We start from the raw sequence: 11,207 nt of genomic DNA, 5'->3' as shown, positions 1-11,207 counted from the left end.
CCGCCGCCGTCGTGGGGGCGCTCGCCGGGCTCGCCGTGCTCGTCCTCGGCGGCGGGGAGACGACCGTGGACCCGTGGGGCATCCTGCTCGCGCTCCTGGCCGCGGCCGGCTACTCGGCGATGACCCTGCTCACCCGGTGGTGGGGGCGGAACGGTGGGCTGGACGCCTCCGGCACGACCGTCGGGGCGTTCGCCGTCACCAGCGTGCTGCTGCTGCCGTTCGCCGCGGTCGAAGGGCTGGTGCCGTACAGCGGCGATCCCGCTCTGCTGCTGTGCCTCCTGGTGTACGTCGCCGCGATCCCGACGGCTCTCGCCTACGGTCTGTACTTCGCGGGCGCGGCAGTCGTACGGTCTGCCACCGTGTCCGTGATCATGCTTCTTGAGCCGGTGAGCGCGGCTGTGCTCGCCGTCCTCCTGCTCGGCGAGCGGCTCACCCCTGCCATGCTGGCCGGCACCCTGCTGATGCTCGGCTCGGTCGCGGGACTCGCGCTCGACGAGGCGCGGGGCGCGCGGACCGGACGGGTGGAGGGGGACGCGGCGCCGGCGTGACGACGCGGGCCCTCGAGGAGAGGCCTTACCTGAGGGAGGGCCTCTCCTCGGGGGAGGAGCATGGCCCGGCCTCGGCAGTCGCGGTCCTGTGACGACGTCCGGCGCGCCCCCTTCCGGGGCGGCGGCGCGGTGTCACAGGGCCGCCAGGTACTCCGGCGGTTCCGTGCCGGCGGGCAGGGCGGGGTCCGCGAGCGGGGTGCCGTACGCGCGGGTCAAGGGGACGACGCCGGCCCAGTGGGGGAGGGCGAGGTCCTCCGGCTCGTCGTTCACGCCGCCGGTGCGGAGCTTGGCGGAGACCTCGGTCAGGTCGAGGCGGATCACCGCCGTGGCGGCCAGCTCCTTCTTGTTCGCCGGACGGGAGTCGGCGGCGCGGCCGGGGACGACGTGGTCGACGAGGGCGTCCAGCGCCTGCCTCTTCTCCTCGGGGTCGGTTACGTCGTACGCGAGGCCGTGCACCACCACGGAGCGGTAGTTGATCGAGTGGTGGAACGCCGAGCGGGCCAGCACCAGCCCGTCCACGTGGGTGACGGTCAGGCAGACCGGGAGCCCGGGGTCGGCCAGGCCCGCCGCGCGCAGCGGGCGCGAGCCCGTCGAACCGTGCACGTAGAGACGCTCGGAGACCCGGGCGTACAGCGTGGGCAGCACCACCGGTGCGTCGTCGCGGACGAAACCGAGGTGGCAGACGTAACCCTCGTCGAGTATCGCGTGCACCAGGTCCCTGTCGTACGCGGCACGGTCCGGGGAACGGGTGGGGACAGTGCGCTCGGTGGGCCGGTAAGGGCCGGTGTCGGCGGGCTGCTGCTGTGGCCGGGACGCTGACATGGCGTTCTCCATTGTATTAGTGCATAATTCGCTTTGTGCTAGAAGATTATCGGATCACGGGTCGGCGTGCTGCGGATATTTCGGCGAGCATCGAGGGCGCGGTGGGTGAAGGCGCACTTCGGCCGGGCGAACTGCTTCCGCCCATGAGGGAGTTGGCGGACCGGCTCGGGGTGAACCCCAACACCGTCGCGTCCGCGTACCGCACCCTGCGCGAGCGAGGGGTGATCGAGACCGCGGGCCGTCGGGGGAGCCGGGTGCGGCCCAGGCCGGCCACCACGGCACGCGACGCCGTCCGGGTGGAGGTCCCGCGGGGCGTACGGGACCTCTCCGACGGCAACCCCGACCCCGCGCTGCTGCCCCCGCTGGCCGAAGCCTTCGCCGCCGCGGCCGAACAGGGCGACCGGGAACCGGTGCTCTACGGGCACGCACCCGTGGAGCCCGGGCTGGCCCGGTTCGCCCGCGCCGGACTGGACGCCGACGGCGTCCCCGACGGCCCCGTCACCGTGACCTCCGGCGCCCTCGACGCGATGGAGCGGGTGCTCGCGGCCCACCTCAGGCAGGGCGACGCGGTGGCCGTGGAGGACCCCGGATGGGGCAGCTTGCTGGACCTCGTCCCGGCGCTCGGCCTGCGGACCGTCCCGGTCGGCGTCGACGACGAGGGGCCGCTCCCCGGCGACGTGCGGCGGGCGCTGACCGGCGGGGCACGCGCGCTGATCGTCACGGACCGGGCGCAGAACCCGACCGGTGCCGCACTGAGCGCGGCGCGTGCGCGGGCCTTGCGGGCGGTGCTTGCGGACCACCCGGAGACGCTGCTGATCGAGGACGATCACGGTCATCACATCGTCGACCTCCCCCTGCACCCCCTCGCCGGTCCCACCCGCAGCTGGGCCTTCGTCCGCTCGGCCGCCAAGGCGTACGGCCCCGACCTGCGGCTCGCCGTGCTCACCGGGGACGCGGTCACCCTCGACCGGGTCCGCGGACGGCAGCGGCTCGGGCCGGGCTGGGTCAGCCGCACGCTCCAGCGCGCGGTGCTCCGGCTCTGGACCGGTGGCGCGGTGGACCCGGCGGCGGTGGCGGCGCAGTACGGGCGGCGCCGGGACGCCCTCATCGGGGCGCTGGGCCGACAGGGGGTCACGGCGCACGGGCGTAGCGGCATGAACGTATGGGTGCCCGTGCCGGACGAGACCGGCGCCGTCGCGCGGCTGCTGCACGCGGGTTGGGCGGTGGCGCCCGGTGCCCGCTTCCGGATGGGCGCCCCGCCCGGCATCCGCGTCACCGTGTCGACGCTCACCGCGGACGACATCGGGCCCCTGAGCGAGGCGATCGGCGAGGCGATCGGACCGGGGACGGGGGAGTCCAGGACGTATGCCTAGACGTGTGGTCCCTTGAGGGGCGAGCGAGGAGAGGGAGACTCGGGGCGGGCCCTTCGGGCCCGGCCCGAGGCCCCTCGGGCCGGGCTCGCTACCGTGCGCCCAGCTTCCGGAAGTCCCAGGACACGATCTTCTCCGGGATCAGCCGTATCCAGGCGTGCCGGCCGTCGTGCGGCATCTCGTCCAGGTTGAAGTTCTTGCGCGCGAACAGCGTCTCGGGAAAGTCGAGTTCGGCGCGGAGTTCGCCGGTGCGCGGTATCTCGCCCACGAACTCCACCCGCCCGGACAGTTCCGCGCCGCGCAACTCGTCGTACTCCTCGCCGGTGTCCACCACGATCGCCACCCGCCGGTCCCGGCGCAGGTCCGCCCAGCGTTTGGAGCGCACCACGGAGTACAGCCACAGTGAGGTGCCGTCCCAGGCGAACCAGAGCGTGCTCACATGGGGCGCGCCGTCGGCCGACACCGTGGCGACCCGGCAGGTGCGCTGAGTGGTGAGGAAGTCGTCCAGTTCGCCCGGCGTCATCATGATCTTCCGGCCCCGGCGCTGCGTGGCAGTCATGCGGCCTCCTCTTCTCTCACGTCGTGCCAGAGAGATCCTCTGACATCACGTCAGAAAAGGGTGAGTCGTCTTCCTTCTCCGCGCAAGGGCGACCGGACCTCCCTGCCGGCCGCAGACGGATGCCATCGCGGGGTGCTCGTTGACCGCACCTCCGCGATGGCCCGTCACGTCCTGTCCCCGGTCGCCACTCTCGCGACCACGGACGGTGTGCCGACCGGCATGGGTCCGTCGGCGCCGTACGGTCCGGCGCCCACGGCTCACGCGAGGGTGATCGAGTCCCCGCTGACGGTGATCTCCATGGCAGGCAGCGGCTTGGTCGCGGGACCGCTCTGCACGCTGCCGTCGGTGATGGAGAAGTTGCTGTTGTGGCAGGGGCAGTTGATGACTCCGTCGGCGACGCTCTTCACCGCGCACCCCTGGTGGGTGCAGGTCGCCGAGAAGGCCTTGAACTCACCCGCCGTCGGCTGGGTGACCACCACCTTGCTGTCGGCGAAGACCTTCCCGCCGCCCTCGGGGATGTCGGCGGTCGAGGCGAGCGCGGCACCGGCGGGAGCGTTGCTCTCGCCGTCCGAACCGTTGCCGCTCGCTTCGTTGTTGTCCGTGGAGCCGCCGGCGGCGGTGGAGCCCGCGGACGAGCCGGAGGAATCGTCGGAGCCTCCGCAGGCGGTCAGCGCGACGGCGAGGCCCGCCGCTCCGGCGGCCGCCACGACGGTTCGACGGGCCGGTCCCGATGCGAGCTGATGCGATGCGCTGGTCATGCGGATGTGTCCCTTCCGGGGGTTGCGTGATCTGGGGAGAGATACGGTCAGCGGGCCCGCGCTGTTCAGGCACTGCCGAGCTTGACCCGCACGTGGTCGGAGGGGCGTAAGCCACAGCTGTCGTTTCGCTGTCGGGCCCGCCCTTCTCTCCCGGCAGGCCCCTGACATGAGGCGATGCGGCGCCGACGGCCCGGGACGACGCTCAGGGAAGTGGTCGTCGACCACCCTCACGTGGGTCAGGGCGATGGATGGAACTGCTGGGCCCCGTGCCGGAAGAAGCCGGTGGCCTCGTCACTCGCGGCGAGCCGGGGACGGGGCACGTAGCGCTTGGTGTTCCGGATCCGCAGGTCCTGGTGGACCTTGCCGACCGCGATCCTCGGCATCGCGTGGGCGAAAGCCCGGACCAGTTCCCTCACCGCCACCTGATGGAGGACGGGCGGATGCCGGTGGTCGAGCGTGTTCTCGATGATCTCTTGCGGACAGGTGCGCACTTCGGTGCTCCACGCGGCGGTCGGCGTGACACCGGACTGGAGGGTGCCGGAGACTTCCCAGCCGGGCGGGCTACCGTTCGGCTCGTACCAGACGAAGACGAAGCCGTTCCGCTCGGTGACGGCGTGATGCCGCAGGCGCGCGCGGGGCGGGCCGGCGGGTGCGCCGACGCGGGTGCCGTCGGGGCCGAAGGCGAAACGGCGGAACGGGCACACCAGGTTCGGTCCCCGGACCGTGCCACCTGCTCCGAGAGGGGCACCGAGATGCGGGCAGTGGGGGTGGGCCGCGCGCGCCCGGCCGTCACCGGCGCGGTACAGGACCACGTCCTCGCCCGTGAAGGAGCGGGGCGGAACCTTGCCGGGAACGAGCTCCCGCGAAAGCGCCAGGCAAAACCAGTCGCCGGGATAAGGGAGATGCCCCTCCGGCGTGTTCGTGACCGGGGGCGGGTCCTCGACCCCGGACACTTCCTCCCTCGTCGTCATGCCCAGCAGCCAACCACGGAAGGAAGCGAACTCTTTGCGCGTATCATGAAAATTCACTCGCACAGGTGCCGAATCGGGCCATTTCCCCGTCCGGTGGCTGTCACTACGGTCGGTTCCCATGGTTGTCGAGACCGTCCTGGAAGCACAGCTCCGCTGCGTCGGCGCCGCCCTGACCCAGCTGCGCGCCGGCGGTCACGCAGCCCTCGAGGTCAGGCGCGACGTCGAGGAAACCCATCAGAAGGCCCTGTACGAGGCGTTGCGCACCACCGTCCACAACACTTCCGGCAGCCCCGGCTCCTACTTCGGTCTTCCCGGTGTCAACACCTTCTGTCGGCCCTGGTCGACCAGGCGGCTCGTCGAGCGGCTGCACGCCTTCGTCCCGGACGCCTGCGCATGGATGTTTCCGGGGAACCTGCCGGCCCAGGCCCGGGGAGAACGGGAGGATCAGCCCGCAGTCTCCCCGCGCCGGGGCGGCAGCGGCGAGCAGAGGGAAGGACCCCGGCGCCCGGCGGCAGGAAGCAGTACATGTCAAGTATCGGTCAGCCCGGCATCGTGGGCCCAAAGGGCCGCCTGGACGAGGTTGGTGACGTTCAGGGCGGTGAGGATGCGGCTGACGTGTGCTGTGACGGTGCTCTCCCGCATGCCGAGGGCGGCGGCGACGTCGGCGTCGCCTCCGGCGAGGAGGACCAGCGCGTCGCGCTCGCGGGGTGTGAGGGCATTGCCGGACGCCGGAAGGTATCCGCGCCTGTTGTCTGCCGTGCCCTGCAGATGAGGCGTCGCGTCCGGACGGCCATCATGCCGAATCGGGGCGGCCCTTGGCGTTGGGGTTCACGTCAAGTGAGAGAGTGAGACGCGGATGCTCGGGATCCAGGCCGATCCGCTGGAGACGGTCGGGGGAGTGTTCATGGCGTTCGTGGGGCTGGGCTGTGCGTGGTGGGGAGGGCCGGCTGTGCTCCGGCCGCGCCGGCCGCCGAAGTCGTTCGAGGGGCCCGTGCGGATGGTCCGCGCCTGGGGGCTCGGCTACGTGCTGATGGGTCTCTGCATGACCGTCAGGATGGTGACCAGGCTGGTCGGCAAGGAGCCGGCCTGGCTGATGGCCATGACCTACCGGGTTGTCGGTCCGTTCCTGATGTGCTCGGTCACGGCGGCGTACGTATCCCAGCGGCGGGCACGCCGTCGGGCCGGGGATGCCATCGTCGGGCGGCACAAGTGAAGCGGCCCGTGCCCTGGAGTGAGGCGGCACTCGTGATCGCCGTCTGCTGGGCGGTCAGCGGTCTGGGATACGGGGTGCTCGCAGCCCTCGACGAGCCGCAGTTGTCCGTCGCGCCCCTGATCGGCCTGGGGCTGGCCCAGTGGTTCTTTGCGCGTCACCGCTGCTGGCGGGCCGCGGTCGCGGCGGGCCTCGCGGGCCCTGTCGCGCTGTTCGGGCTCGTGGACGTCCTGCGGCCGGATCTGGGCCGGTACGTGGCGGATGCCCTGGCCACGGGGGCCGCGGCGACGGTCGCCCTGACCGTCTTCGCCCTGGTCGGCCGCGCAGGCGGACGCCATCATGACGCGGCAGGCTGACCCCGGTGTGGCCAGGACCTCTCACCAGGAACAGCCCGATGCTCACGGGGCAAGAGCTCCGGTCCACCCCTCGGGAGAGCTCTCGTGAAGAAGAACGACAGCATGACCACCGGCTTCCCCCTCGTCATCGGCACCGTGATCGCCGCCGGCAGCATCACCCAGGACAACTACGGCGGCGCCGCCTTCGCCGTCGTGACCGGTGCGGTCATCTCGCTCGTCCTGCACATCACATCCAGCCGTGACCAGGTGAGTTGAGTGCGGTACTCGACTTTTCTCCTCCCTCGGCCCGACCCGGCCCGAACAAGCTGTACCGTTCGCCGACCTCGAGCACCTGGGCCGGGTCGACGAGGACACGGCCCTGCACCTCGACGGGCGGATCCCGTGAGTCGGCCGGCTCGTAGATCGCTCCCCGAACCCGTCGCGGCATCTATCCGTCGGCACTGCGAAAGCGGAGAGACCGGTGCATGCGAACGCCAGGGCGTCCCGGTTTTGGCCGACCGCGCCTACACCGGCGCCGGCCCCTGGGTCACCACCGCACTCAAACGGCCACCCGGCGGCGAACTCACCCCCACCCAGCGCACCGTCAATCGTGCCCTCGCCCAGACGCGGGCACCTGTCGAGCGCGCCATGGCACGGCTGAAGTCCTGACAGATCTTCCGCAGATCCCGCATCAGCCCCAACCGCATGACCGTCATCGCCAAAGCCGTCCTCACCCTGGAGAGGCAACGCTGAAAACGCTCATTGATGCGCAGGGCGAAACGGAATATTCATCCGACCGGTTACGAGTCAGCCCCTCTCCTCGCCATTCAGCGGAAGTGGCCGACCGTCAGGCTGCTTTACAAGTGGTGCATGAGGAGTGCGCCCGGCTGCCTACGCGCTTGTGCGAGGCAGTTGGTGGAGCACGCGCTCACACGACAGGCCCCGCCGGCCGAGCGGCGGAGCCTGGTCTTCGGGACTTGGGGCATCCGACGCACCGCGCCGGGCTGCGTGAGGTCCTTTTCTACTCCTCTTCTGTGCACAGCTGGTCGTAGAACTTTTCGTAAGCGGCCGTGTAAGCCTGCATGTACTTCGAGTTCTTCGCCTTCGGCGCCCAGGAGTTCTTGTATTCGCAGTCAGGCCCGTCGGCCTTCCCGGCCCCCCGTCCATCACGCCTGCCCTCGTTCGCCCCCGGCGGCTTCGGCGGTTGATCCACGGACGCCGGCGCGGCGTGGGTGGTGTCGGCCGAGCCCTGTGCCACGGCTACAGGCGAGAACGCCAGGGTTGCGGCTGCGACGAGGGGGCTCACCAGGAATGCGACGGTTCGCTTTGCGCGCATAGCTACCCTCTTCCTTGAAACGGTACGCGCACATGGTGCCTCGACCCGGCCAAGGCGCATCCTTTGTGCGACCGCTGACCAGGGAGTGGTATCTGCACTGTCTGGCACCATGAGGCCAGTGAATTCTGGCTTCCGACGTCAACTCATCTGCGGGCTGACTAATACTCGCAGTTGTGGCGTCTTCAATTCGACCGTAGCGAGCGCCGGCCAGTATGTCCACTGGTGGCCTGAGTCCCGTGGTTGACGTGTCAACTCCGCCAATTTCACAGTGAACCTCTTTCATCCTGAATAGTCGCAGGCCAGTAGTACGTGGATGGCTTGGACGGTGCGGCTGATGCGGCGGGTGGAGGAGCGTGCTCTGCGCATGATGCGCCAGGACTTGAGTCGGGCGAAGGCGCGTTCGCCGGGGGCTCGGGCGGCGAGCAGGCCGGCAACGGCCGTGACGTAGGCGTGCGCGGTGCCGACGGATATCCCGAAGGCGGCTGCGAGACGCGCGAGGGTGTCGTGACGGCGTAGGTACACGAGAACGACGAGCGCACGCTGGTGCGGCGGAAGTTTGCACCGTCTGTCACCCTCACGGGTGACGATGAGTATCGTGACCCACTCGACCAGGGTGTGCGACAGGTCGAGTGCGGCAGGTTAGGGAACCAACAGGGCTCCAGTGCCGATGGGTTGAGACTTCGAACACCTCCCTCAACGGCACGGGGGTCCTGTCCGTTGCGGCCCCTGCTCTCACGCCGCCTCCGTCACCCCATCGGTGGCCGCGCTGAAAATGTTCATTGGGCCCCGGGCAGAGGAGGCGCTCCGAAGACCCAGCAGAACCAGGAGCGGAAAGCCCGGCTTCACATCGTTCCGCATCTGGGTCACCTCCCGCTCAGGAGCATCACGGCGGCAGAGCTGCGTGCCTATACCGCGAAGTTGGAGGCCACCGTCTCCTCGGTCGACTACCGGCGCGGCATTCTGTCCGAGCTGTCCAGCATTCTGGAGGCGGCCGTCGACGACAAGCGTCTCGCCAGGAACCCGATGCGTGCGAAGTCCGTGCGCTGGCCCAAGGCATCGTGGGAACGTCGAGAGGCGTGGTCGCTGAAGACGGCGCTACGGGTTCGTGACGTGATCAGCCCCCGGAACCGCATAGCCGTCGTGCTCGGTCTGGGGTGCGGGCTTCGACAGGGCGAAGTGTTCGGGCTGAGTCCGGAGGACATCGACTACGCGAGGGGCGTGCTGCATGTCCGCCGCCAGGTCCAGGCGATCAACGGGAAGCTGTACTTCACCCTGCCGAAGGGCGCGAAGACGCATACCGTCGACATGCCCTCATCGGTGGCAGACGAACTGAAGCGTCATGCTGAGATGTTCCCACCGGTGGAGGTGGAGCTTCCCTGGGAGAAGCCGGGGCCGGACAGACCGACAAGGAAGTTCCCCCTCGTGCTCACCACGCGCTTCAGCAACGCCATCGCCGTGAACACGTGGAACACCTACACCTGGAAGCCCGCGCTCGCCGAGGCCGGGATCATTCCACCGCGCGCCAAGGATGCGAAGCAGTGGCAGTGGGAGGCGGCGCCGAAGGACGGCTTCCACGTACTGCGGCACACCTATGCCTCGATCATGTTGGAGGCGGGGGAGTCCGTGGTGACGTTGGCGCGATGGCTCGGGCACTCCTCACCGGCCGTCATGCTCGGTTACTACGCTCACTTCATGCCGGAGGCCGGGAGCAAGGGGCGCACGATGATCGACGGACTGCTCGGGGAGCAGGGAGATCAGTGTGCCGGCCGAAACTCCCCAGATTCTCCCCAGGGCTGATCGTGGCCGACTCCCCGCAACGCGGGGGTCCTGGGGAGGTCATGGATTGCAAGGTCAAGGGATCGCGTAGCCTGGCGAAATGCTGACCGAGGTCACCGCCACCCGCTACATCACGCCCCTGCGCGAGGGCGGTTCGCTGCCGGGACTGATCGAGGCCGACGACCTCGGCACCTATGTCCTGAAGTTCACCGGTGCGGGACAGGGCCGCAAGACGCTCGTCGCCGAGGTCGTCTGCGGGGAACTCGCCCGACGGCTGGGGTTCCGAGTGCCGCGCCTGGCGACGGTCGAACTCGATCCGGTCCTGGGGCTGGGCGAGCCGGACGAACAGGTTCAGGAACTCCTCAAGTCCAGCGGGGGCACCAATCTGGGCATGGAGTTCCTCTCCGGCGCGCTCGGCTTCGACCCGCTCGCCTTCGAGGTGAACCCCGAGGAGGCCGGGCGGGTCGTCTGGTTCGACGCGCTGGTGAACAACGTCGACCGTTCCTGGCGCAACCCCAACCTGCTCCGCCGGCGCGGTGAACTCTGGCTCATCGACCACGGCGCGACCATGATCTGGCACCACAACTGGCCCGGCGTGGAGCGTTCCGTCGCCCGGCCCTACGACGCCTCCGACCACGCCCTGAAGACCTTCGGGCCGGACGTGGCCGCCGCGGCGGCGGAACTCGCGCCGCACGTCACGGCGGACCTGCTCGCCGAGGTCACCGCGGAGATCCCCGACGTGTGGCTGGCCGGCGAACCCGGATTCGACACGCCGGACGAACTCCGGCGGGCCTACGCGCGCGCCCTGCTCGCCCGCGCGGCCACCGTCCACGAGCGCGTCCACGGCATCGGGGAGAAGGAGAACCAGTGAGCGACCGCAGCGACCGGACCGGCCGGCATGTCTTCGAGTACGCGCTGCTGCGGGTCGTGCCGCGGGTCGAACGGGGCGAGTGCGTCAACGCCGGGGTGCTCGTGTACTGCCGTCACGAGGCGTTCGTCGGGGCCGGCACCCACCTCGACGTGTCCCGGCTGCTGGCACTCGACCCGCACGTGGACCTGGCCGACGTCCGGGCCGCGCTGCGCGCCGTCGAGGGAGTGTGCGCGGGCGGGGACGCGGCGGGGCAGGCCGCAGGCGACGACGTCGGCCGGCGCTTCCGCTGGCTGATCGCCCCGCGCTCCACCATCGTCCAGCCCGGTCCCGTGCACACCGGGCTCACCGCCGATCCGGCGGCCGAGGTACAGCGGCTGCTCGACCTGCTCGTGCGCTGACCCGACGGGCCGGCACGGCGAACCGCCGCGGCGGGCCGCCGCAGCAGGAGGCTGCGGCGGCCCGCCGCTCACAGGGGCTCGGGAGCGGGGCGGCGTACGGGGAGGCACGGATGTCGGCTCGCGCGTCAGCTGCGACGACGCTTCACCAGGTAACCGGTCGTGGCGAGGGCGCCGGCCGCGAAGGCCAGGCCGACTCCCGTGTCCCAGGCGCCCGGTCCGGTGGCCGACGAGCCGCCCAGCCCGCCCTCCACAC

General features: G+C 70.5%; 13 protein-coding genes and 4 pseudogenes. 9 read left to right on the top strand and 8 right to left on the bottom strand.

All coding sequences use genetic code 11. The features are described 5' to 3' along the window. A partial coding sequence (locus AOK11_RS35665) for a DMT family transporter (RefSeq protein WP_157869521.1) occupies positions 1-548 on the top strand: 548 nt, incomplete at its 5' end. Between the two features lie 132 nt (positions 549-680). Here AOK11_RS35665 and AOK11_RS35660 read toward each other — a convergent pair. Further along, positions 681-1,370, bottom strand: a complete 690-nt coding sequence (locus tag AOK11_RS35660) for a pyridoxamine 5'-phosphate oxidase family protein (RefSeq protein ID WP_055597792.1) — start codon at positions 1,368-1,370, stop codon at positions 681-683. A gap of 35 nt (positions 1,371-1,405) precedes the next feature. Here AOK11_RS35660 and AOK11_RS35655 point away from each other — a divergent pair, with 35 nt between their 5' ends. After that, positions 1,406-2,743 (top strand): aminotransferase class I/II-fold pyridoxal phosphate-dependent enzyme, encoded by a 1,338-nt coding sequence (locus AOK11_RS35655; RefSeq protein WP_055597791.1) that lies wholly within the window; start codon positions 1,406-1,408, stop codon positions 2,741-2,743. Between the two features lie 88 nt (positions 2,744-2,831). Here the strand turns inward: AOK11_RS35655 and AOK11_RS35650 are convergent, their stop codons facing one another. The 4 genes and pseudogenes from AOK11_RS35650 to AOK11_RS41115 form a co-directional block, all read right to left on the bottom strand. After that, entirely contained in the window at positions 2,832-3,299 is a 468-nt protein-coding gene (locus AOK11_RS35650; RefSeq protein ID WP_055597790.1) for a pyridoxamine 5'-phosphate oxidase family protein, read from the bottom strand. Between the two features lie 257 nt (positions 3,300-3,556). Further along, positions 3,557-4,057, bottom strand: a complete 501-nt coding sequence (locus AOK11_RS35645; protein ID WP_055597789.1) for a Rieske (2Fe-2S) protein — start codon at positions 4,055-4,057, stop codon at positions 3,557-3,559. Positions 4,058-4,293: 236 nt separating this feature from the next. After that, on the bottom strand, positions 4,294-5,028 hold the full coding sequence (locus AOK11_RS35640; RefSeq protein WP_157869520.1) for a Rieske (2Fe-2S) protein: 735 nt from the start codon (positions 5,026-5,028) through the stop codon (positions 4,294-4,296). 528 nt (positions 5,029-5,556) lie between these two features. Then, positions 5,557-5,742, bottom strand: a pseudogene (locus AOK11_RS41115) (LuxR C-terminal-related transcriptional regulator); the annotation flags it as partial. Between the two features lie 142 nt (positions 5,743-5,884). Between AOK11_RS41115 and AOK11_RS35635 the strand changes: the two are divergent. The 4 genes and pseudogenes from AOK11_RS35635 to AOK11_RS35625 form a co-directional block, all read left to right on the top strand. Beyond that, complete coding sequence (locus AOK11_RS35635) at positions 5,885-6,241, top strand: hypothetical protein (RefSeq protein WP_055597787.1); 357 nt, start codon at positions 5,885-5,887, stop codon at positions 6,239-6,241. An 8-nt stretch (positions 6,242-6,249) separates the two neighbouring features. Continuing rightward, a complete protein-coding gene (locus tag AOK11_RS35630) occupies positions 6,250-6,594 on the top strand; it encodes a hypothetical protein (RefSeq protein WP_240497618.1) in 345 nt (114 codons plus the stop codon). 84 nt (positions 6,595-6,678) lie between these two features. Beyond that, positions 6,679-6,849 carry a hypothetical protein gene (locus tag AOK11_RS43185; RefSeq protein WP_157869519.1) on the top strand — a complete coding sequence of 57 codons (171 nt, stop codon included), beginning with the start codon at positions 6,679-6,681 and terminating at the stop codon, positions 6,847-6,849. A 210-nt stretch (positions 6,850-7,059) separates the two neighbouring features. Then, positions 7,060-7,326, top strand: a pseudogene (locus AOK11_RS35625) (transposase family protein); the annotation flags it as partial. A gap of 268 nt (positions 7,327-7,594) precedes the next feature. On the opposite strand, the gene AOK11_RS35620 reads toward AOK11_RS35625, so the two are convergent. The 3 genes and pseudogenes from AOK11_RS35620 to AOK11_RS45785 form a co-directional block, all read right to left on the bottom strand. Continuing rightward, entirely contained in the window at positions 7,595-7,909 is a 315-nt protein-coding gene (locus AOK11_RS35620) for a hypothetical protein (RefSeq protein ID WP_055597785.1), read from the bottom strand. A 279-nt stretch (positions 7,910-8,188) separates the two neighbouring features. Beyond that, a pseudogene (locus tag AOK11_RS46955) lies at positions 8,189-8,323 on the bottom strand (IS5/IS1182 family transposase); the annotation flags it as partial. Further along, positions 8,312-8,533: pseudogene (locus AOK11_RS45785) on the bottom strand (helix-turn-helix domain-containing protein); the annotation flags it as partial. The pseudogenes AOK11_RS45785 and AOK11_RS46955, both read right to left, overlap by 12 nt. Positions 8,534-8,626: 93 nt before the next feature. Between AOK11_RS45785 and AOK11_RS35610 the strand changes: the two are divergent. The 3 genes from AOK11_RS35610 to AOK11_RS35600 all read left to right on the top strand — a co-directional run bounded on the left by AOK11_RS35610 (position 8,627) and on the right by AOK11_RS35600 (position 10,954). After that, a complete protein-coding gene (locus AOK11_RS35610) occupies positions 8,627-9,706 on the top strand; it encodes a tyrosine-type recombinase/integrase (RefSeq protein ID WP_055597783.1) in 1,080 nt (359 codons plus the stop codon). A 79-nt stretch (positions 9,707-9,785) separates the two neighbouring features. Further along, entirely contained in the window at positions 9,786-10,556 is a 771-nt protein-coding gene (locus tag AOK11_RS35605; protein WP_055597782.1) for a HipA family kinase, read from the top strand. Next, entirely contained in the window at positions 10,553-10,954 is a 402-nt protein-coding gene (locus AOK11_RS35600; RefSeq protein WP_055597781.1) for a DUF3037 domain-containing protein, read from the top strand. Before AOK11_RS35605 ends, AOK11_RS35600 begins: the two co-directional genes overlap by 4 nt. The last annotated feature ends 253 nt before the right edge of the window (positions 10,955-11,207 follow it).

Origin of the sequence: Streptomyces hirsutus (assembly GCF_001418415.1) — a bacterium.
GTDB classification, from domain to species: domain Bacteria; phylum Actinomycetota; class Actinomycetes; order Streptomycetales; family Streptomycetaceae; genus Streptomyces; species Streptomyces hirsutus.
The sequence above is the reverse complement of the archived record's forward strand: the minus strand, read 5'-3'. Positions and strand labels throughout refer to the sequence as shown.